The following is a 25,596-nucleotide window of genomic DNA, read 5'->3' as shown; positions in this document are numbered from 1 at the left end:
GTATGGTTTTAATGGTTGATCAAGGATTCGCCGGTCATCTCCTCCGGCTTTTGCAGCTGCATCAGCTCCAGTATAGTTGGGGCGATGTCGCCGAGCTTGCCCGGGTGCAGCTCACCTTTAAAGTCGTTGCTTACCAGCACGCACGGTACCAGGTTGGTAGTATGCGCCGTGTTTGGCGTGCCGTCCTCGTTTATCATCATGTCGGCGTTGCCGTGGTCAGCTATCACGATGGTGTCATAACCGTTTTCCAGGGCGGTGTTGATGACTTTGGCAGCACATTCGTCTACTACTTCACAGGCCTTTACGGCGGCCTCAAACACGCCGGTGTGGCCTACCATGTCGGGGTTTGCAAAGTTCAGGCAGATAAAATCAGCGCTCTTCTTCTCCAACTCCGGCACAATGGCGTCGCGTATGTCGTAGGCGCTCATCTCTGGCTTCAGGTCGTAGGTGGCTACCTTTGGCGATGGGCACATAATGCGGCTCTCACCCTCAAACTGCGTTTCGCGGCCGCCTGAGAAGAAGAAAGTGACGTGCGGGTATTTCTCCGTTTCGGCAATGCGGATCTGCTTTTTGCCGGCGTTGGCCAGCACCTCGCCCAGCGTGTTGTTCAGGTTGTCCTTCTCAAAGATCGCCTCGGTGTTCAGGAAGCTCTCGTCGTAGTTGGTCATCATCACGTAGCGCAGGTTCAGCTTGTGCATGCCCTGCTCCGGGAAGTCACGCTGCGTTAGGGCTTGGGTAATTTCGCGGCCGCGGTCGGTGCGGAAGTTAAAGCAGATCACCACGTCGCCATCCTTAATGGTGGCAACCGGCTCCTGGCGGTCGTTCACCTTCACGATCGGCTTGATGAACTCATCCGTCACGCCGGCGTTGTAAGAGTCCAGCATCGACTTGATCAGGTTTTGTGAAGGCTGCCCCTCCCCTTTTACCATCAGGTCGTAAGCCAGTTTTACGCGCTCCCAGCGGTTGTCGCGGTCCATGGCGTAGTAGCGGCCCACGATCGAGGCAATGGTGCCGGTGGTATGCTCCAGGTGCTCTTCCAGCTCATTTATATACTTTACGCCACCCTTCGGGTCGGTGTCGCGGCCATCAGTAAAGGCATGGATGTATACATTGTGCAGCTCCTGGTCGTGGGCCACAGTGCACAGGGCCTTCAGGTGATCTATGTGCGAGTGCACGCCGCCATCCGACACCAGGCCGATGAGGTGCACCGCTTTCTTGTTTTCTCTGGCATAAGCATAGGCATTGGCCAGGGCTGGCATAGTGGCCAGTTTGCGCTCGGCAATGGCTTTGTTGATGCGCACCAGGTCCTGGTACACCACGCGGCCTGCGCCAATGTTCATGTGCCCCACTTCCGAGTTGCCCATCTGCCCTTCCGGCAAGCCAACTGCCTCGCCGGAGGCTTGTAAGGTGGTGGTAGGGTATTTCTCAAAGATAGAGTCGACGTAAGGCGTGTTGGCTTTAGAAATAGCCGAAACGTCCGGGTTGGTGCCGAGGCCCCATCCGTCCAAAATCACTAAAAGTACCTTCTTGTTCATGGTGCAAATATAGCTATTATCTTTGAAGCTTCCGGCTGATTTGCTTTGGTCTTCTTATACTTGCCGCGGCATGTGCAGCGGCGGTTAGTAAAAGTATACGTGCAGGAGGCCCCGAGTTTTTTCTTTATCAGGATATTCGTGTTATATTAGAGACATCAAACTTTGCAGGGGCACTTGGCATAGTTTTGGCTCTTGGAAGGGCAAGTATTACAAACAGCACTTATGAAAAACTTTAAACACCTTGCACTTGCTTTCACGATAATGTTAGTAGCCGTTTTGATGACGGCAGGACAGGCAGTTGCGCAAGGCGACGCGATGAACAATGTGAAGCAGGCCATGAAAACAGGCTCAGCCAAGGAACTGTCAAAAAACTTTGGCAGCATGGTAGAGATCACCTTGGATGGCTCTGAAGCTACCAGCTACAGCAGCACGCAGGCAGAGTTCGTGATGAAGAACTTCTTCTCCAAAAACGCACCTACCGACTTTAGCGTGAACCATAACGGTACTTCCGACAAAGGCCAGCTGTACGCCATCGGCACGTATACTTCTAAGGGCGGCTCCTACACCGTGCTGATCCGGATGAAGTCCTCAGGAGGCAAATACCTCATCCATTCGATGAACTTTATCAAAGATTAAGACGATACTAATGAGATTTTTACAAAGGCTCGGAGTTTATACCGAGCCTTTTTTTATTTTTGCACCGTGAAACCGACATACCTGACCGAAAAAAGTATAAACGCGTTCATTGCGGCGGCGCTGGCCGAGGACGTGGGCGACGGAGACCACTCCTCGCTGGCGGCCATCCCGGCCGACGCGCAGAACCAGGCGCGGCTGCTGGTGAAAGGCGATGGCGTGCTGGCGGGTGTAGAGCTGGCCGGCTATATTTTTAAGGCCGTGGACCCTAACCTGCAGCTGGATGTGCTGATGCACGACGGCGACCGGATGAAGTATGGCGATGTGGCCTTTACCGTAAGAGGCAAAGCCCAAAGTATACTTACCGCCGAGCGCCTGGTGTTGAACTGCATGCAGCGCATGAGCGGCATTGCCACGTATACAAACTATATGGCGAGCCTGATTGCCGGCACCGGCGCCAAGCTGCTGGACACTCGCAAAACCACTCCTAACTTTCGCATCATGGAGAAGTGGGCCGTGCTGATTGGCGGCGGACAGAACCACCGCTTCGGCCTGTACGACATGATCATGCTGAAGGACAACCACGTGGACTATGCCGGCGGCGTGCGAGAGGCCATCACTGCTACGCAAAAGTACCTGCAGGAGAAAGGCAAGGACCTGAGGATTGAGGTGGAGACACGAAACCTGCAGGAAGTGCAGGAGGCGCTGGAAACAGGCGGCATCCACCGCATTATGCTGGATAACATGAGCACCGACACCATGCGCGAGGCCGTGGCCATGATCGGAGGCAAGTATGAAGTGGAGGCTTCTGGCGGCATAACCGAGGAAACCATACGTGCCGTGGCCGAGTGCGGCGTAGACTTTATTTCGGTGGGGGCGCTAACGCACTCCAACAGAAGTATAGATTTGAGCCTGAAGGCTTTTTAACGATACCGCGCCCGCTGTTTTGCGGGGCCTTATACTTGATTTTTGCTCTGCAGGCTTGGCCGGAGGGGCTGGAAAAGAAGAAGACAGAGATTTTATACTATAACATTTATGCACCAACCAAACCAAAGAGGTCGCCGGATGGCGCAGGGCACAAACCCGCTGGCAATCCGTACTAAGAAGTACCAGTTAGACAAAAACGATTATACCCGCATGGCCCTGGGCCAAGTGTGGAGCAAAAGCTGGTGGCAGGCGCTTATTCCGCTGGTGCTCTTCCTGCTGCCGGCGGTGTTCAGCTTCTCGTGGTGGTGGGTGGCCGGCGCCATCATCGTTACTTTGCTGTTTGTGCTGCTGCGCTCGGCGCAGGTGATGAGCGTGACGCAGGTGGAGCAGGGAAGCCCGCTGTTTGAGAAACTGACCTACGAAATTGACCCGCGCCAGATCCTGCTGAAGCGCAACGAGCGCGAGGGCATGACCCTGACCTGGGATATGATCGAACGTGCCCAGAAGAAAGACAGCGGCTATATGCTGTGGCTGCAGCCGCCAAACGACGCGCAGCTGCCAAGCGGCTGGAAAGGCTGGGTGGCCCGTACCTTTCAGGTACCGGTGTTTATCCACATGCCGTTCCGCATCTTTAACAGCCCCAACGACCTGAAGCTGATGGAGAGCTACCTGCGCCGCAAAAACCTGTTGGCATAGCTTAGCCTAAACCTATTGCGGCACTCAGCCCGTAAATTTTATTTATACAACGCCCTGCTGCTTTGAATGGCGAGGCAGATAATAGAGAAGTATAAAAACGTATAATAATGAATAAGAACGTAATAGCAGTATTTGCCGCAACCTGCGGAATGTTTATGGTGTCCTGCGGTACCCCATCAGACCTGAGACCAGGTGAGAAAGTGTCTACAGAGACTGTAGAGCCAGGCCAGCGCAAAACTTTTAATGTATCAGATGCCGGCACCTTAGAGGAAACTGCCTCAGGCAATGTGCAGGAGCATGTGGAGCACGGAGAGGTTCTGCCTAACCATGATCCGGGCGCTCACTCGCTGCAGAAGGGAGACAGCACAAACGAGGAAGCCGAGACAAACACAGAAGCCGGCGCCGTTAACCGATAGCCGACGCTTATTGCCGATGCCTGCCGCTGCTGGTGCAACAGCTGCGGCAGGCTTTTTTTTTGCCCTGTGGCGATCTGGCTCAATTTCGCTTATCAGGCTTTTGTATATTTGCAACTTAATTGCTTTTAGCAATGCGCATGGCAGACCAACAGGATGCAGCAGCGTGGTTTAGTACCTGGTTTAATTCGCCATACTACCACATCCTTTACCAGAACCGCGACGTGCAGGAGGCACAGCGCTTTATGGATCGGCTTTTAGTGTACCTGCACCCCAAGCCAGACGCCAAGATCCTGGATTTGGCCTGCGGCAAGGGGCGCCATGCCTTGTACCTGAACCAGCAAGGCTACGATGTTACCGGCATAGACCTTTCGGAGAAAAGCATACAGCATGCCCGCCAGTTTGAGAACGAGCGCCTGCATTTTGTGCGCCATGACATGCGGGAGGAGTTCCAGCCTGAAGCCTTCGATTTCATCCTGAACCTGTTCACCAGCTTTGGCTATTTCGAGAGCGAAACTGAGAATGCCGTTGCCCTGTGTGCCACCGCCCAAAGCCTGAGGCACGGCGGCAAGCTGGTAATTGATTTTATGAACACAGATAAGGTGATAAGCAACCTGGTGGCGAAGGAGGAGAAAGAGGTGCAGGGGATAAACTTTAAGATTACCCGCGGCGTAGAGAAAGGCTTTATCATAAAGCGCATCGGGTTCCGCGACAAAGGCCGCGACTACTGCTTTGAGGAGCGGGTGCGTGCGTTGCGGCGGGATGATTTTATGGATTACTTCGGAATGGCAAAACTGCGCCTGATAGACATATTCGGCGACTATAAACTCAACCCATACGAACCGGCCTCCAGCGATAGAATGGTTTTTGTGCTAAAAAAATAACAGCCCGGAATGATCGTAGCTATACTTGTACTTTTCCTGACGGTAGTGCTCTCCGGCTTTTTGGTAAAGGTGTTTCCGCCAAATAAAACTAAGTGGCTGAAAATTGCGCTTGCCTTCAGTGGCGCATACCTGTTCTCCATCACGATCGTGCACCTGCTGCCCGATGCGCTGCTAAACAGTAGCGTTAACGCTTATAGGGTTGGCTATTGGGTGCTGGCAGGCTTTTTTCTGCAACTGGTGCTGGAGCTGTTCTCGCATGGCGTGGAGCACGGGCACATGCACCATCACCACGGCCGCACCGACTCCATTCCTTTTCTGCTGCTGGGCTCGCTGTTTGTGCATGCCTTTTTGGAGGGCAGTATACTGGTGGAGCGCGGGCACAGCCACGGGCATGAGCATGCCGCCGGCAATTTTTACGTGGTGCTGCTGGGCATCGCCTTACACCACGTGCCGGCAGCGTTTGCGCTTATGTCGGTGCTGCTGTCGCGGCTGGAGAATTTCCGGAAAGCTTTTCTGTGGTTGCTTGTATTTGCGCTAGGCTCGCCGCTGGGTATATTGGTAAGCAATACGCTGCTGCATGAAGAAGCCGCGGGCGGGATGGTTTTCACGGCGCTGACGGGCCTGGTAGCGGGTAACTTCCTGCATATCTCTACAACCATCCTTTTCGAAACCAGCCCCGACCACCACTTTAATCGCACAAAGCTGGTGGCTACCTTGCTTGGCCTTGTGCTGGCGCTGGTAAGCGACTTCATCTAAACCACAGCCCCGGAAAAAGAAAAGGCCGAAGTATACACTCCGGCCAAACTCACCTTTATAAGACAGCTCTTTACTGCTGTAGTAATCAACTCGATTGTTAGACTGTAACTTTAAGCCGGGGTTTAAAGAGATAAAATAAATTTCTGGCTTCACCTGCTGCGGGAGGAGGATAGAAGGCTCTCGTCTTCACAGTGCCTTTGCATAGGCAACAAAGAAGTAAGAACGTGGCAAGTCAGGTATAAACCAGGCGAAGAAGGCCAAGCCTTTAGAGAAAAAGCAGGAAAAGAAAGGAATTACATTACTGTGGACAGCAGCGTTGCCACAAGCGCTTTTAAAGTATGCATTACCATGCCGGAGCCTGAGGAAGTGTCTGTCTCCTCTTCTTCTGAGGTAAAAGCGTTGCGGAGATATTCAAGCGGGCTTTCCAGCACTTCGGCATCCAACACAGACTTTTGATCTGGTTTGGTAGCGGTAGCCTGAGGCTTTGCTTGATCGCCTTTCTGCGCGGGCTGCGCTTGCGCTACCTGTTGGGTAGTGGCAGCAGTGCTTGACTTGGCAAGAGTGCCATTGCTGTTCTCGGCATAAGCCTGAGGCAGAGGCGCGGCAAAAACGCTAAGCAGCAGCACAGCTGCTACAGGCACAAAAGCATTATTTTTTAACCAAGCCTTAACCATGCACAAATCTAAGTATAAATCAGGCAAATATCAAGAATATGCTAGGATGTTTTAGTTAAAAGTCTATAACAGGTGGCGTATGTATCTTGTTGGTTGTGTGAGCATTTGGTTTATGCAGCCACAGGCGCCTATTTGCCTTGTCCAGGTTTTACTACCTTCAGGCGCACAGGGGCAACTCCTGACTTTATCATGCCCACACGGCGGGCTGCCGCCTCCGACAAATCCACGATCCTGCCGCGTACAAAAGGGCCACGGTCCGTAATCTCGACCTTCACTGTTTTGTTGGTGTTCAGGTTAGTTACTTTTACATGCGTGCCGAACGGGAGGGTTTTATGGGCAGCCGTTAGCTTGCCACGGCGGTAGCGCTCCCCGTTGGCCATTTTGCGCCCCTGAAACTTTCGGGCATAGTAGGAAGCCTTGCCTTCTTCGGTATATCCCTTTTGCCCAAAACGGGGAGCAGAAGCAACGCATGAGCTGAGGCAAACAGCCAAGGTGGCAACAACCAGTAAGGCCTTGGCGGTGCGTACAAGTATAGAAACGGAAGAAGCGCGGAGTGGTGTAAGCATGAAATGTAAGGTAATCGGTGTTTTAACGGCTGCCTGCCGCACAAATTGCCTTGCTCAAAGCTTATGTCTCAGCAGGGAGCAGTTGGTGACGGCGGCGGTAGGAAATTTTTACAGGCTCAGCTGGCGGATAAACCAGGGCACCTGCTCAAATCTACAAAAAACACGGCAGGAAATCACGCTAAAGGATAAAGCAGTACGCGTTGGGGCGGGGAATTAAGCCTATACGGTGGTGTAAAGTATAAATGGCTACAGCCTGCGCAGCGGCATAGGAACCCTGTGCAGAGGCTGAAAAAAAGGCCGGAGCAATACTGCCCCGGCCTTTGCTTTATTGCTTCAGTTGGTAATTGTATACTTCCATGGCTTGGGTAAGCTTATCCTTCTGGAAGAGGTTGACCACCAACTGGGCGCCCAAAATGCCAGCCCCCGCATAGATAAGCGGCGACACGTTTAGCTGGGTGGTGCCGTTCACCTCCTGAGAATCACTGAAAGACTTAACGGCCCCGGCTACCAGTAAACCTGCCCCCACCACCGAAACGCCGGTGTTAATGAGCTTGTCTTTTTTGTAGCGGCGCAGCAGGGCCATACTGGAGGCATTGTCAGCCAGGGCTGTTTCCAAGTTGTCGTAGTTCATCACATAAAGCGGCCCCTGGTCTTTAGAGAAAAAGTAAATGCGCTTGCGGCTGGTGCGGGGCATGCCATAGCCGTAGCCATACGGGGAGTAGCCATAGCCACCACCGTCGTAATAGGTGCGGGTGGTGTAGAACTTGTCGATGCGGGGGCCGTCTGTCACGCGCTTTGCAAAGGAGTCGTAGCGGTTGCCGGCTTCCACGCGGGCAAAAAAGCCGTCCTCATTCTGGAACACGTTCACCATGCTCGGGTTTATCTTCAGGGAGTCGTTCACCAGGAAGTGGCTGGACTTGAAGAGCGGCGACTTATACTGCAGCCGGTTGGCATAGATGACGCGGCCATCCTGCATTTGTAAAAAGAAGCGGCCCTGGCCAATGCCGGTCTGCCCGAAGGTTGCGTAGCCCATCAGCAGGCAAACCGCCAGCGATAATAGGTTCTTTATCTTTGTCATTCCTAAATGTATAAAATATCGGGTTCTGCTAAAACAGGAAAAAGAGCATTATAACCATGCCCGTCAGCGCCAGGTATACCCAGCGCATCAGGTACGGGCGGTGCTTGCCCGGCACCGTGTTGCTGATTACCATTACCGCAACGAGCACGCAAAGCAGGTACAGAAGTATAAACGTAACTGCCTTTACCCAGTTGGGCACAATGGTATTTTCTGGCTGCATCTGGTTGCTCAAGCCCATGCCCGACAGGAGCCACTGCAGCCCGAAGAACACCACAAGCTCAAATGCGATAAAGTATGGGAGCCAACTTAGCCAATGGCGCTTGCCGTCGCTCATGGTTTCTCAGGTTTTAAATTGCTAAAGTATAAAGTGCCGCTGTAAAGATAGCAGAAGCTGCTGTTGCTCGTATATGCGTGGGCGCAGGTATTTTAGTTTTATGGTACTATATTGGTATATATTCTTTAATCTATGTTGGCCTGATCTTTGCACTGGAATTAGGCAGAACCCGTAGCTGTTTTTTTTCTATGTTAAAACGCTGTAGCAGTCAAATTCTTGCCTCAGTGGTTTAAATGGCTGTTTATCAGGTATGTTGTTTTAGAAAGAATCTAATTGCACCTTCAAGGATTTTGAAACAAAAAATAGGGGTTCTGCCGTTAAAGTACCAGGAGATTGTAGGGATATGAAGCTATTACGAAATATAACGTTGGATAATTATAAATTTTATGCGGGTGGTAAAACCAGAAAGATCTTTAGTGTAGCCTACGAAGACCTTACCACGCTGATTTATTATCGCGATAACGATAGTAAGTTTAAGCTGGTTGTGGCCAAAAAAGACGACCCGCCTATTATCATAGAAAAAGGCATAACGAGGGCTGAGGCCTTCCGATTGATGAACACCCGTCCGTAACCCGGACGGGTTTTTTTATCTCCTTGTAACTACTTTCTGGCACAACACTACCCTTGCACTTCCCCTTTCTCCGTATGCTTTGGGTATGGGTTCCTTTAACAAATACTACCGCATTGCGCTGTTTGGCGCCGCAGTAAGTCTTGCGCTGCAGCTGGTGCTGTTCTTTTCTGTTGATCCTTTCCTGGCCTCTGTTATCTCGCCGCTTTATCCTGTGTGGCTCATCCTGTTTGTGGTGGGCTGGCGAAAAGAGCTCCCCAGGCGCTAACCCATGCGCTGTGCAGGTTGCACTGAGCCATGCCAAAGTATAGGTAAAGTAAAGAATCTGCGCTTTGGAAACGGTAGTTTGCGTGCGGCGGGCACTTTTTGAGGCGTTTCATACTTATGTAGGTATAGCCAAAGTATAAGTATGGATAGAACTCAGGAAAACATAATGGCCGATGAGAACTATGTACAGCACATGTTCTTGCAAGTAGAGAACAGCGACATGAACTGTGTGCTCAATATTGCCGGCCATCCCTACCGCCTGCGCGAGTTGATTTTTTTGATGGTTGAGAGAGGGTGCCGCGTAAAGCAGACCGATTCAGATGGCTTTAATGCGTTTGAGTACGACCAGGAGACCGTAGAAGTGCACGATTACCTTACTTCTATCATCAAAGCAAAATTTGTGAAGTAGCCGCTAGGTGTGCGTGAAAATAAAAAAGGCTACCGTTTCGGTAGCCTTTCGTGCTTTATAGCTTTTTGATCTCTATTTCCCGGGGTTGCTGCGTGCCCTCAAAGTATGGGAGCTTCACCTGTAACTGGCCGTCCTCATGCACCGCCTCAATGCGGCTCAGGTCTACCTGCGGTGGAAGTATAAAAGTTCTGTTGAACATCGGGGCAGCCATCTCAGGGTTATCCGGGTGGTGCAGCACCGAGAACAAGGTAAGCTGGTTATTGTGCAGTACTACTTTAAAAAGCTCCGAGCTTACGCCGGCAGCCCATACGTTAATTACAGCGCCTTTTTTATACTTCTTGATATCTACGTAAGTCTCACTGATACCACCACCTAAGGTGTTCAGCAAATCAATTTGGTGTGCTATATTCTTTAAAAACTCTTTATCCTTTATCAATTTCATCTCTTTCTCCTTCTTAGTTTTTACACAAGGTGTATTGCAAAAGCGGTGCCATGTGTGTTTGGGGGTTTTGTGGAATGTTTAGGGGTGGTTTGTAAGACAAAATGGCTTAAATAGCTATTGTTTTAGTAATTTTAAATGCCACGATGTCATTGTTTCGGGGCACTCTGTTCTATGAACACAGCTGGCTATAAATGTTGGCCTGGCCCCGCCACATGCGCTCCCGACCTTTGTGTTAATATCATCTCTGCTTCATAGTTATTCCCAAATATGGAAATATAGTTAGCCTATTTTATTTGTATTCCTTATTTGGGAACAGGCGTAATTAAAACTAAAAATCGTTAAAATAATTTATCCTTTGCTTTGTATAATAATGCTAATGCCGTATCGTTATAACAGCTTGTGTAGTAATAATTTGCTTGTGCGCCCGTGAAGATCCTATGGCCTTTGTTATATTCTTTTAGAAGGCCATTTACGCGTTTGTAAGGCTGGCATACTTTTTCATTAACAATGCATGAACGACACAATGCACTTGTAATGAAACAACTTTACACCCTTATTCTTACCCTTATACTTTTCACACTTTCGGCGCAGGCACAAGAGGTGCTTCTAAAGGAAGATTTTACAAACGCTAGCCAGACAAACCTCACGCCCGCAGTGAGTGGCAACTGGACCGTAACGGGTGGGGCAATTTATACCCGCTCGCTTTCAGGCAACGAAGCTCAGGTTACAACTAAATTAAATGTTAACGGCAACTTTAGTAAGCTGGACGCAGATATTCGAATAAAATGGGCTGGCACGCGCAGTGCCAATGGCGGTGGAAGTCAGAGTTTTAATAGCCCAATATATCTGTGCTACCAGATCGGGTCTAACCCTGTGCAAAAGGTACCGGTAGATGCCGCAATCACGGTAGGAACAGCCGTGCAAAACAGGGTAGTTATCCCTCTATCGAACAATTATGATAACGTAAAGATCTATTTCGAAACTACTCTGAATAAGAATTACAGCTACTCTATAGATGACCTGGAGATAGTGGCCTTGCCAAACATGTTTAAGTGGAGCTCCAGGCCCGATGGTGAGCAGCCTTTTGTTGTCGCAGCCCCAGGCACCACAAGCCCATACCTGCTGAACGATGTGCCTATGTATTGGTCTATGACCAAAGGCGCGGGCGTGACTGTAGAGGCAGCCACTGTGAACAACACCCAGTTTCCCCGTTCGGGCAACAGCTTCTCTATTGTGCAGACGGGAGCCTCCGCTACAGAGGGTACCAACGTTAAAATCAAATTTGGAGAACTGCTGACAGACGTGTCGTTTATGCTCCTGGATATAGACAAAACAACCGCTACGAGTCAGTTTACAGATAAACTGGTGGTGACAGGGATAAACAGTGCCGGCAATGTGGTACTTGCCAGCCAGAGCTTTGTGAAAAATGCCGCTTATGCTCAGTTTGATGCTAAAAGTAGCACCTTCACCGGGGTGGCCGATGTAGACAATAGCCTGGAGTTAGGTAACGTGACGGTGGTTTTTACAGAAGCAGTAAAAGAAATCAACATCAGCTACTATAACCTGGGTGCTGACAGAGGAAGGCAAGGAATCGGGTTTGGCAACTTCAATGGCTATCGCACCATTGGCGCGCTGCCTGTGGAGCTGATGTTCTTTAGAGGTGCCATGCAAAGCGGCAATGCCAAATTAAGCTGGGCTACGGCACAGGAAGTGAACAACGATAAATTTGTTGTGGAGCGCAGCCAGGATGGCAAGAATTACAGCGCGATTGGCGAGGTGAAGGGCAATGGCAACAGCATCACACGCATTAACTACAGCTTTACCGACACGAACCCCGCCGAAGGTATAAACTACTACCGCCTGCGCCAGATAGATTTTGACGGCGCTGAAGAGATGTCTAACATCGTGGCGGTTCAGTACAAAGGGCAGCAGGTGTTTCAGGGCAACCTGGCAAAAGTATACCCCACCCTTGCAACTGATGAAGTGAACGTAAAACTGGCGCTTGATGCTGCCCAGATAACCGTGCTAGATGTGTCGGGCCGGCAGGTGGCGCAGTACAGCAGCACAGGCAGAGAGCTTACAATACCAGTGTCGCAGCTGCAGCGCGGCGTTTACCTGGTAAAGGTTTCCGGAAACAGCCAACAGCAGACCCTGCGCTTCGTGAAGCAGTAAATATCAGTTAAAGTATAGTTTCGTTCTTTACGAAGCCCCGCGCCAACTTCTGGTGCCGGGGCTTCGCTTTTTTGTACTATAATGGTGCCGTAGCAAGGTTTCAGGTCATGGGCGGGAGTAAACAAGGTGAGTCTTCGGGCTGATTTAGCACAAAAATAAAGGTGGCGGCGGAGGAGTTTTCCGAGCCTGCAGAAGCCATATCCAGAACTATTCGGTTGATGTACGTATAGTAGCTTATTACCTTAGTGCAAATTTTCTATTAGTATGATTTTTACTTATTTCCAGAGCCACGCCGTTACACTTACCTACGATGATGAGCTGCAATTGGGGACAGCCACCTGGAACGGTTTCTTAAGCAGTGATGATTTCAGAGCGGCTGTAGAAGTTTGCCTTCGCCTGGTAGAGGAGCACAAGCCACTGCGCTGGCTAGGAGACAACCGGAAGTTGCGGGCGATTCGGCAGGCGGACCAAGAGTGGTTCTCTGAGCACGTACTGCCCCATTTGGCCGCCAGTAGCATTTGCCGACACGCCACGGTTGTTTCGGAAGATATGTTTAACAGGATGGCTGTGGAGCAGCTTATCAAGCGCGCCAATAGCCTTGGCGACATGGTGATCAAAGAGTTTGATAACGCCGACGATGCCTTGGCTTGGCTAAAAGATCCTGTTGTGGCGAAGGGTCAACTGTAGTATCGGCTTAAAATAACGAGAGTAGAATGAGATGCATAAAGCTTCGGCTTTCTTGCACAGCACAGCGCTTATCTTTACTTTTAAAATCCCGTTTGATGATGGGCGTTTTAACTAATGAAGCTGTACTTTAAGAATAACTTTCTGGTTTTATCCTACAACAGAGAGACCAGACTTGGAAAAGCCCAGTGGCGAGGACAGCTACAAGGTGCCGAGCTGCGAGAAGCTTATTTACTGTGCCTGGAAATGGCAAATAGGTTTTCACTGGTGCGCTGGCTGGCCGATGACCGTAAAATGGGAGCAATTTGCCCGGCTGACCTGGAGTGGAGCTTACAAGAGTACATCCCGCGCGTAGCCCAAGGTTCACTGTTGCGTATGGCACGTCTCCCCTCTATTTTCGAAGAAAACCTTCAAGCAGTAGGTGTCATGGTTAGAAAAGGCCACACCTATGACCTAAACTTGGCCTTCCGCGACTTTAAAACGGAGGAAGAGGCCATGGCCTGGCTGATGGAGCCGCTGTAGAACTTTTGCTTCCGGATAGATTTCCCCTAAGCTAACCTGAACTGGTTTCCGCGCTGTACGGTGTAGCTCTAAAGCCGCTGCAGAAGTATACTTGCTTAGAAATATACTTTCTATACTTCCGTCGGCATGCACTCTTGCTATGGCAGTAGCGGCAATCCCTATTTTTTTACCACCACCAATTCAGTTGGTTGCTCATACTTTCCTTGCCGCAGCTATTAAGCCGTTGAGGGAGTATGGGCTTCGTGCTTTGATTAACTATACTTCCAGGTATAATTCCTGTCTGTACACGAGGCTTTTGAGAGCATCCTGGCAGAGAACACTTTGCCTCCCTCTGCTGCTGACTCTAAACTGTTAATGTCATGCTCCGTAGCAGTTAGTATGAAACTAAGTATACAAGCTATGAAAAAACACATGATATTGATGATCCTGGGCGTTGGCGCGATGAGTGCCTGCAACGACCCAAAGGGGACAGTGGAGAATGACTCACTTTCTGACGCTACAGCTGACACAGCTGTGATGTATGAGGATGAACGTGGACGAGTAGAGGCAGAAGGCGCCGAGATAAAAGATGTTGGAGAAGACTTTTGGGCCGGTATTGATTGGGACGCTCCGGTGGTAGATGACCCGGAGCTGAGAGGTTCTGAAGTAGAAATGCGCTCAGGTAACGATTACAACATTTACGCGATGGACGACCGTTTGCTGTTTGATACGGATAAGGCTCAAATCAGGGCAGAGGGTGAAGAGAAGCTACAGGAAATTGCTAATAAAATAAAAGACCTGCCTCAAAACGGCCAGATACGCGTGTTCGGCCATGCGGATGCCCGTGCAAGTAACGAGTATAACGAAGAACTTTCGGCAGAACGCGCAAACGCTGTAAAGGACTGGTTGCAGAACAAAGGTGACATTGATGCCCGCCGTTTATCAGTTGAGGCAATGGGTGAGACAGCACCTAGAGCAACAAACGAAACAGCCAAAGGACGCCAGCTTAACCGCCGGGTTGCGGTTGTGGTGGTAACGCGTGAGCAGTAAGTAAGATTAAACTTAAGCAAAGCAGCTGATGAGAAATCAGCTGCTTTTTTTTTCCTCCCTCTGCAGTGCCCGTGCGCGCTAAGGGTGGGAGTTGGTGGAGTTAGACGCTCGCGGGACCAGAAGCCTGTCCCGAAGCCTTTCGGGGCCCCCGCGAGGTCTGGTAGTCACTATAGTTCGTCTTCTTCTACAAGAGAGGCTATACTTGCGAAGTCGGCGGCGTTTTCATGGTGGAAACTTATGTACTCGTCTCTTCCGCCAAACCATTCCAGTACTTCGTCCCGCTGCAGGGCTGTTTTGCCCTTGGCAAGTATACTGTGGTAGGACGAAAAGTCCCAGTCACTGAAGTTGTCTATCAGGCCGTGGTGCTGCGGGTTGAAGTGGATATAAAAGGCAAGCCTGGTAAAGTAAGCTTCTGAGGTAATTTCTTTTCTGCCGAAGCGGTGCTGGAACAGGCGGCCCACCCGGTTATACTTCAGGTTGATGGCCTTGGCGTATGCGTTGAGCAGGTGGCCGAGTTGCCGGTTTATACTTACCAGCGACTTGTTATCTTCTATTTTATACTTCAGCTTCAAAGCATTCTCCTCTTTTACCCGCACCAGGAAGTGCACGTGGTTAGGCAGCAGGCAATAGGCAAAAGTATCGGCATAAGGTGCTACATACTTCCGGTAGAGCTGCAGGAAGTAGTGATAATTGTCGGGATGCCGGAAGAGCGTTTCCTTGTTGTTGCCGCGGGTATACAGATGGTAGAACTTCCCCGGCTCCAGCTGTATCATCTTTTGCATCTATACTTTTACGAAACAGCAGCAACGTCGGCCCAAAACGACCTCGCGGCTCAGAAAGACCTCGCGGTGTCCGGAGGTCCCGCGAGCGTCTGGTAGGAAGGCGGTTGCTTTGCTTCGTGGCTGCGGGAGTTGGTGGAGTTAGACGCTCGCGGGTCGTAAAGACACCGCGAGGTCTGGGGGTTTTTATAGTTAGTAAAACAAATAAGGGAGAACATTCAAGTCCTCCCTTATTTGTTTTTAAAAGCCTAATACACTTAGGATGAACGGTCCTACTGCGAAATAGTCAGATAAGTATTTTATCAAACTACTCATGAATTCTTTTCCGATTATGCCTAATATTAGCAGAAAAAGCGACCATGGGTAAGTTTTCTTTAGTAGCCCCCAACTCATTCCATGAGTGCTTATAAATGTAGGAGCTACTTTCAGTTTATCTTCCGACGTTAGTAAAAGCAAATCAGTAATAACTTTTACTTTTTGCTGAGTTGACATCCATAGTAGCTGGTGGCTTCCATCTTCATATGCCTTGGCTTCCAAATACCCAGGAATTGCATTGGCAGTTGCTATACCGTTGCGTTTAGCTAAAGATAATAATTTACCTTCTTCTGAGTTCTTCTCATACTTAGAAGTATACAGTTGCTCTATAAGAGCTGGCAAATCATATTTATTATTGTCAGCTATACTTGCTGGCTTACCTCCCAAGATTCTGTACCGAGCATTAATTGCTTCGAAACCATAAACTTGATTTCGCATTTTCCAGTGGACCCATTTATAGCCTTTATGCTTTCTAACAAACTTGTAGAATTCATTCAATGTATCCTTCTCAAGTCGATTTCTGGCAGCCTCGCTTAATCTATTTACATCTACTCCTTTGATTTGAGCAGATAAGTATATCGAAAAAGATTTAGTTTGTCCGGACTCTAAGTTATGTACAGCAATAGACGTAATTCTTGGGACTCTGTTCCGAAGGTTCAAAAAGGACTCACAGGAGTAATGCACTATAAGTACTTTACTCCTGATTCTTAAGATATATTTAAGTTGTTCTAGTCCTTTTGTTCTTTCTGCAGTTCGAGTTAGGGTCGACACTAAATTCCTTATTTACGATCCGCAAGCCTCGCAAGCGTCTGGGTTATCTAGCGAGCAACTCATGTCGCTGCGGTTCTGGTCTTGCTGGCTGTACACCGGCGAAAGGGTCTCGGCGGCTTGTTTCTCCACGGTAAACTTGATGGCGTCTACGGCAGACTTGGTGCGCAGGTAGTACATACCCGTCTTCAGGCCTTTCTTCCAGGCGTGGAAGTGCATCGAGGTCAGCTTACCGAAGTTCACGTTCTGCACGTGCAGGTTCAGCGATTGGCTCTGGCAGATGTAAGCACCACGGTCGGCACTCATATCGATCACGGCACGCTGGCTGATCTCCCATACTGTTTTGTACAGGTCTTTGATGTGCTGCGGAATAGCCGGGATGTCCTGAACAGAACCGTTGGCCGCGATGATGTCGTTCTTCATCTTGTCGTTCCAGATGCCCAGCGCGATCAGGTCCTTCAGCAGGTGCTTGTTCACCACCATAAATTCGCCACTCAGTACGCGGCGCAGGTAGATGTTAGAAGTATAAGGCTCAAACGACTCGTTGTTGCCCAGGATCTGCGCCGTAGAAGCCGTAGGCATTGGCGCTACCAGCAGCGAGTTACGCACGCCGTGCTTTACTACATCCTGGCGCAGGCTCTCCCAATCCCAACGGCCGCTCTCCGGCGTAACACCCCACATATCAAACTGGAACTTGCCTTCTGATAGCGGAGAACCTTTAAACGTTTCGTAAGGGCCTTGTTTCTTGGCAAGGTCTTTAGAAGCCGTCATAGCCGCAAAGTAGATCGTCTCGAAGATATCCTTGTTCAGCCCTTTTGCCTCTTCGCTCTCGAACGGCATGCGCAGGTGAATAAAAGTATCCGCCAGGCCCTGCACTCCTAAACCGATCGGGCGGTGGCGCATGTTAGAGTTCTGCGCCTCTGGCACAGGGTAATAGTTTATGTCGATCACCTTGTTCAGGTTAACCGTGGCATGGTAGGTTACATCAAACAGCTTCTGATGGTCGAAGGTCTTGTTGCCGTTGTCGTCTTCCTTCACAAAGCGCGGCAGCGCCAGCGAGGCCAGGTTACAAACAGCTACTTCATCTTCGCTAGTGTACTCCATGATCTCGGTACACAGGTTAGAGCTCTTTATGGTACCAAGGTTCTGCTGGTTAGACTTGCGGTTGGCGTGGTCCTTGTACAGCATGTACGGCGTGCCTGTCTCGATCTGCGACTCCAGCACATGGAACCACAGGTCCTGCGCCTTCACGGTTTTGCGGGCGCGGCCCTCACGCTCATACTTCTCGTACAGGCGCTCAAAGTCCTTGCCCCAGCAATCGCCCAGGCCAGGTGCTTCGTTCGGGCAGAAAAGGCTCCAGTCGCCGTTCTCCTCCACGCGCTTCATAAACAGGTCTGGCGTCCAGAGTGCGTAGAACAGGTCACGGGCGCGGTTTTCTTCCTTGCCGTGGTTTTTCTTCAGCTCCAGGAAGTCGAAGATATCAGCATGCCAAGGCTCCAGGTAAATCGCGAACGCGCCTTTGCGCTTGCCGCCGCCCTGGTCCACATAGCGGGCCGTGTCGTTAAACACCTTCAGCATCGGGATGATACCGTTGGAGGTGCCGTTGGTGCCTTTGATGTAAGAACCTGTGGCGCGTACGTTGTGGATGCTCAGGCCGATACCGCCGGCGCTCTGCGAGATCTGCGCGCACTGCTTCAGCGTGTCGTAGATGCCCGGTATGCTGTCGTCCCTCATGGTTAGCAGGAAGCACGAGGAGAGCTGCGGCTTAGGCGTGCCGGCGTTGAATAATGTTGGGGTGGCGTGCGTAAACCACTTCTCGGACATGAGATTATAAGTCTCAATGGCAGATTCGATGTCCTCCTTATGGATACCCACGGCCACACGCATCAACATATGCTGCGGGCGCTCCACAATCTTGCCATCCAGGCGAAGCAGGTAAGAGCGCTCCAGTGTCTTATAACCGAAGTAATCGTAGTTGTAGTCGCGGTCGTAGATGATGGTGGAATCCAGCAGGGCCGCGTTTTTACGGATGATCTCATACACATCCTTCGCGATCAGTGAGGCGTTCTCCCCTGTCTTCGGGTCTGTATAAGTATACAGGCGCTTCATGGTGTTGGAGAACGATTTGCTCGTTACCTTGTGCAGGTTCGAGATCGCCACACGGGCCGCCAGCACGGCGTAGTCCGGGTGCTTGGTGGTAAGCGATGCCGCTGTCTCGGCAGCCAGGTTGTCCAGCTCCACGGTGGTCACGCCGTCGTAAATGCCGTCAATCACCTTCTTGGCCACCTCAATCGGCGACACATAATCCATGTGCAAACCATAGCACAGTTTCTCGATGCGTGCGGTAATCTTGTCGAATTTGACGGACTCGCGTCTGCCGTCTCGTTTAACTACTAACATAGCGTATACAATTAGCGAGGTGGAAGGCCTCGGGTGGTTTAGTTAATAATACAGGTATATAAAGAGCCGCTGCCGCTGCAGCAGAGGTTATACTTACAGATACACAATCAGCCCATACGCAAGTGCAAGTATAAGCCGTTGTAGTACAATAGATTATGCGTAAAGCAAAATGCTTTTACTATATAGCAGGGTAGAGGTACCCTGGTAAGTGGCGGTGATGCCAGCTATAGTTCCGGTCGCGGTCCTGCGGTCGCCTCTGATGCTTCTACTGCCGCCCGGTAATCGGTATTAAGAGTAAGTTTAGGAAGGGGAGCTTTTCTTTCCCCTCCTAAACTTACAAAGGTTTCTCTAATCTTAAAAGTCTTCGTCCAGGCTGAACATCTTTTTATCTTTATCCCCTAGTACACCAGCCTTCTGGTACTCGCCTACGCGCTTCTCAAAGAAGTTGGTCTTGCCCTGCAGCGAGATCATCTCCATAAAGTCGAATGGATTGGCAGAGCCGTAGATCTTTTTGTAGCCCAGCTCGCCCAGCAGGCGGTCGGCCACAAACTCAATGTACTGGCTCATCAGTTTGGAGTTCATACCGATCAGGTCCACCGGCAGGGCATCGGTTACGAACTCCTGCTCTATACTTACCGCATCGCGGATAATGGCATGCACGCGCTCTTCCGGCAGCTTGTTCTGCAGCATAGAGTACAACAGGCAGGCAAAGTCGCAGTGCAGGCCTTCGTCGCGGCTGATCAGCTCATTAGAGAAGGTCAGGCCCGGCATCAGGCCGCGCTTCTTCAGCCAGAAAATAGAGCAGAAAGAGCCGGAGAAGAAAATACCCTCCACGGCCGCGAAAGCGATTAGGCGCTCGGTAAAGTTCTCGCTCTCGATCCACTTCAGCGCCCACTCGCCTTTGCGCTTCACGGCAGGCACGTTCTCCAGGGCGTTAAACAGGAAGTCTTTCTCCGACTGCTTCTTTACATAAGTATCTATAAGCAGCGAGTAGGTTTCGGCATGGATATTCTCCATCATGATCTGGAAGCCATAGAAGCAGCGCGCCTCCGGTATCTGTACCTCGTTCATGAAGTTGACGGCCAGGTTTTCGTTCACAATGCCGTCAGAGGCAGCGAAGAAAGCCAATACGTGGCTGATGAAGTGGCGTTCGCCGTCGTTCAGGTTCTCCCAGTCTTTCAGGTCCTGGCCCAGGTCAATTTCCTCGGCTGTCCAGAAGCTGGCTTCTGCCTTTTTATACATCTGCCACACCTCGTCATGCTGTATCGGGAACAGTACAAAGCGGTTAGGGTTCTCTTGCAGTATTGGCTCCATAATCTTGTAAATAAGCGTTTTATTGGTTGAAGGGGTAAGCCACACGGCTTAGAAAACACCCCGTTTTAATGTATTGCTTAGATGGATATGCGAACCGGCTTCCGGTTACATCCTGACTTCAAATATATAGAAATGAACTTGATTTCGGGGGCGAAAGTTGTTCAATTTATGCACATGCCGCTCTTGCCTCGTTTAGGCCGATTTTAAGTGTAACTAACATTGTTATCCACATTTATATTAACATATATAGTATGTATTAAATATTAGAATTTGTATATGATTAGAGTGTTAGATGCAATTTGGCTGCAAATTCAGGCATGTGCTGTATAAATAAGGTGTATAAAATGTAGAGAGGCCGCCCCGAGGTATACAGTTATAGGTGTAGCGGTGAGATCCGGGTAGATAAGTATTTGAATTGCTGTGGAAAAGTATTTAAAGCTAGGCTTCATGTAAGCCACTGGCATAAAACCGTTTATGCGGTTTGTAAGCAGCTTGTAAAAATGTCTATGTGGATATGCACATACTTTTCCACAGGTGTGTATAGGCAAAGTATAGATGGGGAACAATTTGTTATACAAGCCGTTGCAAATATGAAATAGATGCCGTACTTTTGCGGACTAAATCTTTAAACATACATTGAAGCTGATGTACGCAATTGTAGAAATCGCAGGTCAACAGACCAAAGTAGAGAGCGGTAAGTTCATCTACGCTAACAAGCTTTCCGGCAATGAAGGTGACGCCGTTGAGTTCGCCAATGTTCTTCTAACTGATGACAACGGTACAATCACTGTTGGCGCTCCTTTCGTGGATGGTATCAAAGTTACCGGTAAAATCCTGGGCGAGGCGAAGGCCGACAAGATACATGTTTTCAAGAAGAAGAGAAGAAAAGGGTATAGAAAGTCTCGCGGACACCGCCAGCAGTATACCAAAGTTCTGATCGAAAGCATTGGTTAAGCAGTAAGAAGAAATTAATCGTAGAACCTTTTGGGATTAGGCAACTAACCCAACTAAATAGTAAAACAACATGGCACACAAAAAAGGCGTTGGTAGTTCCAATAACGGCCGCGAATCGCATTCTAAACGACTGGGTGTTAAGATTTACGGTGGCCAGGACATTATTGCAGGTAACATCATTGTAAGACAAAGAGGTACTGCGCACCACCCAAGCGTAAACGTAGGTATGGGCAAAGACCACACCCTGTTTGCACTGGTTGATGGTACCGTACAGTTCAAGAAAGGTAAGAAAAACCGTTCTTACGTTTCTGTAGTTCCTAAAGTAGAGGCAGAAGCTTAATCCAAGCTTTACCTATGCAGTAAAGAGGGGTGCCAAACAGGCTCCCCTCTTTTTTTGCCCGCATTAACAAAGGCTACAACATCCCGCATTGGCTTGCGTATATACAAGCAAGGATCGGATTCGTGATTAAACGAAAAAGACCCTGAAGGAAAAGGACACATTTGTGTCCTTTTCTGTTTTTGAGCCCACAGTAACGATTTAGAGCCTACTAATTTCTTTTTTCCGCGTATAAATCTTTACTTTGCAAACTCTTATCAAGAAAGACTGAGGGATAGGGCCCGAAGACGTCTTAGCAACCATGTATAAAGCTTGGTGCTAACTCCCTCCTGGTGCATTGCCAGGGAAGATAAGATTGCTCCTGCCTTACCTCAGGTGTCCTTCTTGATAAGCTGCGTAGATGACTTATGAGAAGAAAGACACCAGCCATGACCAAAACACATCCGATCTATACATTGCTGCAAGAGCGCGTGCTCGTGCTGGACGGCGCGATGGGCACCATGATCCAGCGTTACCAGCTTACGGAAGCCGATTTCCGCGGCGAACGCTTCAAAGACCACCCCTCCGACCTGAAAGGCAACAACGACCTTCTGTCTATCACGCGCCCCGATATCATCAAAGCCATCCATAAAGAGTATTTAGAAGCCGGCGCCGACATCGTCGAGACCAACACCTTCAGCGGGACCAGCATCGCTATGACCGATTATAAGTTGGAGCACCTGGTGTACGAACTGAACTATGAGTCGGCCAGGATAGCGCGGGAGGCTGCGGATGAAGTGGAGGCAAAGAAACCATCACATAAACGCTTTGTGGCCGGCGCCATCGGCCCGACCAACCGCACGGCCTCCCTGTCTCCGGATGTGAACAACCCCGGCTACCGCGCCATTACCTTTGACCAGCTGGTGGAGGCATACTATGAGCAGGTGCGCGGGCTGGTGGACGGCGGTGCCGATCTGTTGCTGGTAGAAACAGTGTTCGATACCCTGAACTGTAAGGCTGCCCTTTTCGCTATTCAGGAATTTGTGAACAACGGCGGCAAAGAACTGCCGATCATGGTATCGGGTACCATTACCGACGCCAGCGGCCGTACTTTGTCTGGTCAGACAGTAGAGGCTTTCTGGAATTCCATCTCGCATGCGCCCATACTTAGCGTAGGCTTTAACTGTGCCCTGGGTGCGCGTCAGCTAAAAACACACATTCAGGAGCTGGCTCGTATCTCCGGCAGTTACATCAGCGCCTACCCCAATGCCGGCTTACCCAACGCTTTTGGCGGCTACGACGAAACAGCCGAGCAGATGGGTGCCATTGTGGAGGAATACCTGAAGGAGGGACTGGTGAATATACTAGGTGGTTGTTGTGGCACCACGCCCGTGCACACCAAAGTCATAGCAGACTTAGTGCAGAAGTATAAACCGCACATCCCCACTCCAGTCGCTCCCCTCCCACGCTACAGCGGCCTTGAGCCCCTCACCATCACCTCCGATACCCTTTTCGTGAATGTGGGCGAACGCACCAACGTAACCGGCTCCAAAAAATTTGCCCGACTTATAGTGGATAACAAGTATGAGGAGGCGCTTTCGGTGGCGCAGCAGCAGGTAGAGGGCGGTGCCCAAATCATCGACGTGAACATGGACGAAGGCATGCTGGACTCAGAGCAGGCCATGACAACTTTCCTCAACCTGATCGCCTCCGAGCCGGACATTGCCAAACTGCCGCTCATGATCGACTCCTCGAAGTGGAGCGTGATCGAGGCCGGTCTGAAATGCGTGCAAGGAAAGTCTATCGTTAACTCCATCTCGCTTAAAGAAGGCGAAGAAGCTTTTAAGAAACTGGCCCGCAAAGTACGCCAGTACGGTGCTGCCGTTGTAGTGATGGCGTTTGATGAAACCGGTCAAGCCGATACATTAGAGCGCAGAAAAGAGATCTGTGAGCGTTCTTACCGCATCCTAGCAGAAGAAGTCGGCTTCCCGCCGCAGGATATTATTTTCGACCCGAACATCCTGGCTATTGCCACCGGCATCGAAGAGCATAACAACTATGCGGTAGAATACATTGAGGCCGTAAAGTGGATTAAGGCCAACCTACCGCACGCACAGGTAAGCGGCGGGGTGAGCAACCTTTCCTTCTCGTTCCGAGGTAACGATGTGGTGCGCGAGGCTATGCACACCGTCTTCCTTTACCACGCCGTGAAAGCCGGTATGGACATGGGCATTGTGAACGCCGGTATGCTGGGCATTTACGAGGAAGTGCCGCAGGAACTGCGCGACCTGATCGAGGACGTGATCTTCAACCGCCACCCGGACGCGACCGAGAAGCTGGTGACCTATGCCGAAACCATCAAAGGCAAAGGTAAAACCGCTACCGCTGCCGATAACGCCTGGCGTGAGGCCCCGGTAGAAGAACGCCTGAAACACTCGCTGGTGAAAGGCATTGTTGAGTTTATAGAAGAGGATACCGAAGAAGCGCGCCAGAAGGCCGATAAAACGCTGGACGTGATCGAGGGACCGCTGATGGCCGGTATGTCGGTGGTGGGTGATTTGTTTGGTGCCGGTAAAATGTTCCTGCCGCAGGTGGTAAAAAGTGCCCGCGTGATGAAGAAGTCGGTAGCTTACCTGTTGCCGTTCATGGAAGCCGAAAAAGCAGGCTCATCGGCCTCTACACAAGGCAAGATATTGATGGCTACCGTGAAAGGCGACGTGCACGACATCGGCAAAAACATTGTGGGCGTAGTGCTGGCCTGCAACAACTACGAGGTGATCGACCTGGGCGTGATGGTGCCGCTGGACAAGATCCTGGCCGAGGCCGAAGCGCAAAAGGTGGACATCATTGGCCTGAGCGGTTTGATCACGCCGTCGCTGGACGAGATGGTGTACGTGGCGCAGGAAATGGAGCGCAGAGGTATGAAGATTCCGTTGCTGATCGGTGGCGCTACTACCTCACGCGTGCACACAGCTGTGAAGATCGCGCCGCAATATAGTGGTCCGGTAGTGCACGTGCACGATGCCTCCAGGAGTGTAACGGTGGTGAGTAGTCTATTGGGCAGCAACCGCTACAGCTATATTGCCGAGATTAAGGCAGAGTATGAAAAGCTGCGCGAAGACCATTTGGGCCGCACCAAAGAGCGTTCCTTTGCAAGTATAGAAGAGGCGCGCGCCAACAAGTATAAAGTAGATTGGGCAGCCACCGAAGTAACCAAGCCAAGCTCCCTGGGCAACAAAGTATATACCAACTATCCGCTGCAGGAGATCGTGCCATACATCGACTGGACGCCGTTCTTCCATGCCTGGGAACTCAAGCGGCAGTACCCGAAAATCCTGAACGACCCGGAGTTGGGCACGGAGGCCACCAAGCTATTTGCTGACGCGCAGGCCATGCTGCAGGAGATCGTGGACAAGCAGTTGCTGGAGGCGCGTGCGGTGGTAGGCTTCTACCCTGCCAATGTGCAGGCCGATGATACCATAGAAGTATACGCCGATGATGCACGTGAAAACGTGCTGACGGAATTCCATACCTTACGGCAGCAGGGCAAAAAAGGCGCGAACGTGCCGAACCTGGCTTTCTCTGACTTTTTGGCGCCAAAAGAAACCGGCGTCCAGGACTACATCGGCGGCTTTGTGGTTTCGGCTGGTTTTGGCATCGAGAAGTTGCTGGAGAAGTATGCAGCCGAGCACGACGACTATAAATCCATCATGGTGAAAGCGCTGGCCGATAGGTTAGCTGAAGCCTTTGCCGAACTGATGCACGCGAAAGTGCGCAAGGAGTTGTGGGGCTACGCACCGGAGGAGCAGCTTGATAACGAGGGGTTGATCAAAGAGCAGTATAAAGGCATACGTCCGGCGCCAGGCTATCCCGGCTGCCCGGACCATACTGAGAAGATCACGCTCTTTAACCTGTTGAACGCAGAAGAATCGGGTGTGATACTTACGGAGAACCTGGCCATGCACCCGGCAGCATCAGTAAGCGGTTTATACTTCTCGCATCCGGACTCACGCTACTTTGGCCTGGGCAAGATCGGCGAAGACCAGGTAGCCGACATCGCACAGCGCAAAGGTATGGGTAAAGAGGAGCTGGAACGCTGGCTGTCGCCGAACCTGAACTATGAGCCAAAGCCGGTAGCGCAGCAGGCGGTGTAGTTATCAA

26 protein-coding genes and 1 riboswitch are annotated in these 25,596 nt (G+C 50.6%); of the genes, 16 read left to right on the top strand and 10 right to left on the bottom strand.

The genetic code is table 11. The features are described 5' to 3' along the window. Window positions 1-8: 8 nt before the first annotated feature. Entirely contained in the window at window positions 9-1,535 is a 1,527-nt protein-coding gene (gpmI, locus tag FJM65_RS05575; RefSeq protein ID WP_140620267.1) for a 2,3-bisphosphoglycerate-independent phosphoglycerate mutase, read from the bottom strand. A gap of 222 nt (window positions 1,536-1,757) precedes the next feature. Here gpmI and FJM65_RS05570 point away from each other — a divergent pair, with 222 nt between their 5' ends. From FJM65_RS05570 to FJM65_RS05545, 6 genes are all read left to right on the top strand, one after another. Further along, on the top strand, window positions 1,758-2,171 hold the full coding sequence (locus FJM65_RS05570) for a DUF4783 domain-containing protein (protein WP_140620264.1): 414 nt from the start codon (window positions 1,758-1,760) through the stop codon (window positions 2,169-2,171). Window positions 2,172-2,237: 66 nt separating this feature from the next. Then, window positions 2,238-3,095, top strand: coding sequence for a carboxylating nicotinate-nucleotide diphosphorylase (gene nadC / locus FJM65_RS05565; RefSeq protein ID WP_140620262.1), 858 nt, complete (start codon window positions 2,238-2,240; stop codon window positions 3,093-3,095). Between the two features lie 108 nt (window positions 3,096-3,203). Further along, entirely contained in the window at window positions 3,204-3,791 is a 588-nt protein-coding gene (locus tag FJM65_RS05560) for a hypothetical protein (protein ID WP_239022844.1), read from the top strand. A gap of 107 nt (window positions 3,792-3,898) precedes the next feature. Next, window positions 3,899-4,207 carry a hypothetical protein gene (locus tag FJM65_RS05555; RefSeq protein WP_140620260.1) on the top strand — a complete coding sequence of 103 codons (309 nt, stop codon included), beginning with the start codon at window positions 3,899-3,901 and terminating at the stop codon, window positions 4,205-4,207. A gap of 137 nt (window positions 4,208-4,344) precedes the next feature. Next, window positions 4,345-5,088, top strand: a complete 744-nt coding sequence (locus FJM65_RS05550; RefSeq protein WP_140620258.1) for a class I SAM-dependent methyltransferase — start codon at window positions 4,345-4,347, stop codon at window positions 5,086-5,088. A gap of 9 nt (window positions 5,089-5,097) precedes the next feature. Continuing rightward, window positions 5,098-5,844 carry a ZIP family metal transporter gene (locus FJM65_RS05545; RefSeq protein ID WP_140620256.1) on the top strand — a complete coding sequence of 249 codons (747 nt, stop codon included), beginning with the start codon at window positions 5,098-5,100 and terminating at the stop codon, window positions 5,842-5,844. 293 nt (window positions 5,845-6,137) lie between these two features. Here FJM65_RS05545 and FJM65_RS05540 read toward each other — a convergent pair whose 3' ends face one another. From FJM65_RS05540 to FJM65_RS05525, 4 genes are all read right to left on the bottom strand, one after another. Further along, window positions 6,138-6,485, bottom strand: coding sequence for a hypothetical protein (locus tag FJM65_RS05540; protein WP_140620254.1), 348 nt, complete (start codon window positions 6,483-6,485; stop codon window positions 6,138-6,140). 161 nt (window positions 6,486-6,646) lie between these two features. Then, window positions 6,647-7,084, bottom strand: coding sequence for a septal ring lytic transglycosylase RlpA family protein (locus tag FJM65_RS05535; RefSeq protein WP_140620252.1), 438 nt, complete (start codon window positions 7,082-7,084; stop codon window positions 6,647-6,649). 325 nt (window positions 7,085-7,409) lie between these two features. Continuing rightward, entirely contained in the window at window positions 7,410-8,162 is a 753-nt protein-coding gene (locus FJM65_RS05530; protein ID WP_140620250.1) for a hypothetical protein, read from the bottom strand. Window positions 8,163-8,190: 28 nt separating this feature from the next. Beyond that, window positions 8,191-8,496, bottom strand: a complete 306-nt coding sequence (locus tag FJM65_RS05525; RefSeq protein WP_140620248.1) for a hypothetical protein — start codon at window positions 8,494-8,496, stop codon at window positions 8,191-8,193. Between the two features lie 367 nt (window positions 8,497-8,863). Between FJM65_RS05525 and FJM65_RS05520 the strand changes: the two genes are divergently transcribed. The 3 genes from FJM65_RS05520 to FJM65_RS05510 all read left to right on the top strand — a co-directional run bounded on the left by FJM65_RS05520 (window position 8,864) and on the right by FJM65_RS05510 (window position 9,740). Then, window positions 8,864-9,067: a hypothetical protein gene (locus FJM65_RS05520; protein WP_239022843.1), complete on the top strand. Its 204-nt coding sequence runs from the start codon at window positions 8,864-8,866 to the stop codon at window positions 9,065-9,067. Window positions 9,068-9,152: 85 nt separating this feature from the next. Continuing rightward, the gene (locus FJM65_RS05515) at window positions 9,153-9,332 is read left to right on the top strand and encodes a hypothetical protein (protein ID WP_140620244.1); all 180 of its coding nucleotides are present in this window, start codon (window positions 9,153-9,155) and stop codon (window positions 9,330-9,332) included. Window positions 9,333-9,473: 141 nt separating this feature from the next. Then, window positions 9,474-9,740 carry a hypothetical protein gene (locus FJM65_RS05510; protein WP_140620242.1) on the top strand — a complete coding sequence of 89 codons (267 nt, stop codon included), beginning with the start codon at window positions 9,474-9,476 and terminating at the stop codon, window positions 9,738-9,740. A gap of 55 nt (window positions 9,741-9,795) precedes the next feature. Here FJM65_RS05510 and FJM65_RS05505 read toward each other — a convergent pair whose 3' ends face one another. Then, on the bottom strand, window positions 9,796-10,128 hold the full coding sequence (locus tag FJM65_RS05505) for an Hsp20/alpha crystallin family protein (protein ID WP_239022842.1): 333 nt from the start codon (window positions 10,126-10,128) through the stop codon (window positions 9,796-9,798). A gap of 588 nt (window positions 10,129-10,716) precedes the next feature. Here FJM65_RS05505 and FJM65_RS05500 point away from each other — a divergent pair. The 4 genes from FJM65_RS05500 (at window position 10,717) to FJM65_RS05485 (ending at window position 14,589) form a co-directional block, all read left to right on the top strand. Next, window positions 10,717-12,354, top strand: a complete 1,638-nt coding sequence (locus tag FJM65_RS05500; RefSeq protein ID WP_181163650.1) for a T9SS type A sorting domain-containing protein — start codon at window positions 10,717-10,719, stop codon at window positions 12,352-12,354. Window positions 12,355-12,618: 264 nt separating this feature from the next. Beyond that, a complete protein-coding gene (locus FJM65_RS05495; RefSeq protein ID WP_140620234.1) occupies window positions 12,619-13,041 on the top strand; it encodes a SpoIIAA family protein in 423 nt (140 codons plus the stop codon). A gap of 243 nt (window positions 13,042-13,284) precedes the next feature. After that, window positions 13,285-13,560 carry a hypothetical protein gene (locus tag FJM65_RS05490; protein ID WP_239022841.1) on the top strand — a complete coding sequence of 92 codons (276 nt, stop codon included), beginning with the start codon at window positions 13,285-13,287 and terminating at the stop codon, window positions 13,558-13,560. A gap of 399 nt (window positions 13,561-13,959) precedes the next feature. Then, window positions 13,960-14,589, top strand: coding sequence for an OmpA family protein (locus FJM65_RS05485; protein WP_181163649.1), 630 nt, complete (start codon window positions 13,960-13,962; stop codon window positions 14,587-14,589). A gap of 167 nt (window positions 14,590-14,756) precedes the next feature. On the opposite strand, the gene FJM65_RS05480 is transcribed toward FJM65_RS05485, so the two are convergent. The 4 genes from FJM65_RS05480 to FJM65_RS05465 form a co-directional block, all read right to left on the bottom strand. Next, window positions 14,757-15,371 (bottom strand): transposase, encoded by a 615-nt coding sequence (locus FJM65_RS05480; protein WP_140620228.1) that lies wholly within the window; start codon window positions 15,369-15,371, stop codon window positions 14,757-14,759. A 237-nt stretch (window positions 15,372-15,608) separates the two neighbouring features. Beyond that, window positions 15,609-16,121, bottom strand: coding sequence for a hypothetical protein (locus FJM65_RS05475; protein WP_181163648.1), 513 nt, complete (start codon window positions 16,119-16,121; stop codon window positions 15,609-15,611). A 345-nt stretch (window positions 16,122-16,466) separates the two neighbouring features. Next, window positions 16,467-18,851 (bottom strand): ribonucleoside-diphosphate reductase subunit alpha, encoded by a 2,385-nt coding sequence (locus FJM65_RS05470; RefSeq protein WP_140620224.1) that lies wholly within the window; start codon window positions 18,849-18,851, stop codon window positions 16,467-16,469. Window positions 18,852-19,205: 354 nt separating this feature from the next. After that, the gene (locus FJM65_RS05465; RefSeq protein WP_140620222.1) at window positions 19,206-20,165 is read right to left on the bottom strand and encodes a ribonucleoside-diphosphate reductase small subunit; all 960 of its coding nucleotides are present in this window, start codon (window positions 20,163-20,165) and stop codon (window positions 19,206-19,208) included. Window positions 20,166-20,810: 645 nt separating this feature from the next. On the opposite strand from FJM65_RS05465, the gene rplU reads away from it, so the two are divergent. The 3 genes from rplU to metH all read left to right on the top strand — a co-directional run bounded on the left by rplU (window position 20,811) and on the right by metH (window position 25,589). Then, window positions 20,811-21,119: a 50S ribosomal protein L21 gene (gene rplU / locus FJM65_RS05460; RefSeq protein WP_140620221.1), complete on the top strand. Its 309-nt coding sequence runs from the start codon at window positions 20,811-20,813 to the stop codon at window positions 21,117-21,119. 70 nt (window positions 21,120-21,189) lie between these two features. After that, entirely contained in the window at window positions 21,190-21,459 is a 270-nt protein-coding gene (rpmA, locus tag FJM65_RS05455) for a 50S ribosomal protein L27 (protein WP_140620218.1), read from the top strand. Window positions 21,460-21,707: 248 nt separating this feature from the next. Continuing rightward, a riboswitch (SAM riboswitch) is annotated at window positions 21,708-21,812 on the top strand. A 51-nt stretch (window positions 21,813-21,863) separates the two neighbouring features. Continuing rightward, window positions 21,864-25,589 carry a methionine synthase gene (metH, locus tag FJM65_RS05450; RefSeq protein ID WP_239022840.1) on the top strand — a complete coding sequence of 1,242 codons (3,726 nt, stop codon included), beginning with the start codon at window positions 21,864-21,866 and terminating at the stop codon, window positions 25,587-25,589. The last annotated feature ends 7 nt before the right edge of the window (window positions 25,590-25,596 follow it).

Origin of the sequence: Pontibacter mangrovi (assembly GCF_006385705.1) — a bacterium.
GTDB classification, from domain to species: domain Bacteria; phylum Bacteroidota; class Bacteroidia; order Cytophagales; family Hymenobacteraceae; genus Pontibacter; species Pontibacter mangrovi.
This window is presented reverse-complemented; position numbering and strand designations above follow the sequence as displayed.

Excerpts from the sequence above, each read along its gene's own strand:
- gpmI (WP_140620267.1), bottom strand. The coding sequence starts at position 1,535 with ATGAACAAGAAGGTACTTTTAGTGATTTTGGACGGATGGGGCCTCGGC.
- FJM65_RS05570 (WP_140620264.1), top strand. The coding sequence starts at position 1,758 with ATGAAAAACTTTAAACACCTTGCACTTGCTTTCACGATAATGTTAGTA.
- FJM65_RS05560 (WP_239022844.1), top strand. The coding sequence starts at position 3,204 with ATGCACCAACCAAACCAAAGAGGTCGCCGGATGGCGCAGGGCACAAAC.
- FJM65_RS05555 (WP_140620260.1), top strand. The coding sequence starts at position 3,899 with ATGAATAAGAACGTAATAGCAGTATTTGCCGCAACCTGCGGAATGTTT.
- FJM65_RS05550 (WP_140620258.1), top strand. The coding sequence starts at position 4,345 with ATGGCAGACCAACAGGATGCAGCAGCGTGGTTTAGTACCTGGTTTAAT.
- FJM65_RS05545 (WP_140620256.1), top strand. The coding sequence starts at position 5,098 with ATGATCGTAGCTATACTTGTACTTTTCCTGACGGTAGTGCTCTCCGGC.
- FJM65_RS05535 (WP_140620252.1), bottom strand. The coding sequence starts at position 7,084 with ATGCTTACACCACTCCGCGCTTCTTCCGTTTCTATACTTGTACGCACC.
- FJM65_RS05530 (WP_140620250.1), bottom strand. The coding sequence starts at position 8,162 with ATGACAAAGATAAAGAACCTATTATCGCTGGCGGTTTGCCTGCTGATG.
- FJM65_RS05525 (WP_140620248.1), bottom strand. The coding sequence starts at position 8,496 with ATGAGCGACGGCAAGCGCCATTGGCTAAGTTGGCTCCCATACTTTATC.
- FJM65_RS05515 (WP_140620244.1), top strand. The coding sequence starts at position 9,153 with ATGGGTTCCTTTAACAAATACTACCGCATTGCGCTGTTTGGCGCCGCA.
- FJM65_RS05510 (WP_140620242.1), top strand. The coding sequence starts at position 9,474 with ATGGATAGAACTCAGGAAAACATAATGGCCGATGAGAACTATGTACAG.
- FJM65_RS05500 (WP_181163650.1), top strand. The coding sequence starts at position 10,717 with ATGAAACAACTTTACACCCTTATTCTTACCCTTATACTTTTCACACTT.
- FJM65_RS05495 (WP_140620234.1), top strand. The coding sequence starts at position 12,619 with ATGATTTTTACTTATTTCCAGAGCCACGCCGTTACACTTACCTACGAT.
- FJM65_RS05490 (WP_239022841.1), top strand. The coding sequence starts at position 13,285 with ATGGCAAATAGGTTTTCACTGGTGCGCTGGCTGGCCGATGACCGTAAA.
- FJM65_RS05485 (WP_181163649.1), top strand. The coding sequence starts at position 13,960 with ATGAAAAAACACATGATATTGATGATCCTGGGCGTTGGCGCGATGAGT.
- FJM65_RS05480 (WP_140620228.1), bottom strand. The coding sequence starts at position 15,371 with ATGCAAAAGATGATACAGCTGGAGCCGGGGAAGTTCTACCATCTGTAT.
- FJM65_RS05475 (WP_181163648.1), bottom strand. The coding sequence starts at position 16,121 with ATGCGAAATCAAGTTTATGGTTTCGAAGCAATTAATGCTCGGTACAGA.
- FJM65_RS05470 (WP_140620224.1), bottom strand. The coding sequence starts at position 18,851 with ATGTTAGTAGTTAAACGAGACGGCAGACGCGAGTCCGTCAAATTCGAC.
- FJM65_RS05465 (WP_140620222.1), bottom strand. The coding sequence starts at position 20,165 with ATGGAGCCAATACTGCAAGAGAACCCTAACCGCTTTGTACTGTTCCCG.
- rplU (WP_140620221.1), top strand. The coding sequence starts at position 20,811 with ATGTACGCAATTGTAGAAATCGCAGGTCAACAGACCAAAGTAGAGAGC.
- rpmA (WP_140620218.1), top strand. The coding sequence starts at position 21,190 with ATGGCACACAAAAAAGGCGTTGGTAGTTCCAATAACGGCCGCGAATCG.
- metH (WP_239022840.1), top strand. The coding sequence starts at position 21,864 with ATGAGAAGAAAGACACCAGCCATGACCAAAACACATCCGATCTATACA.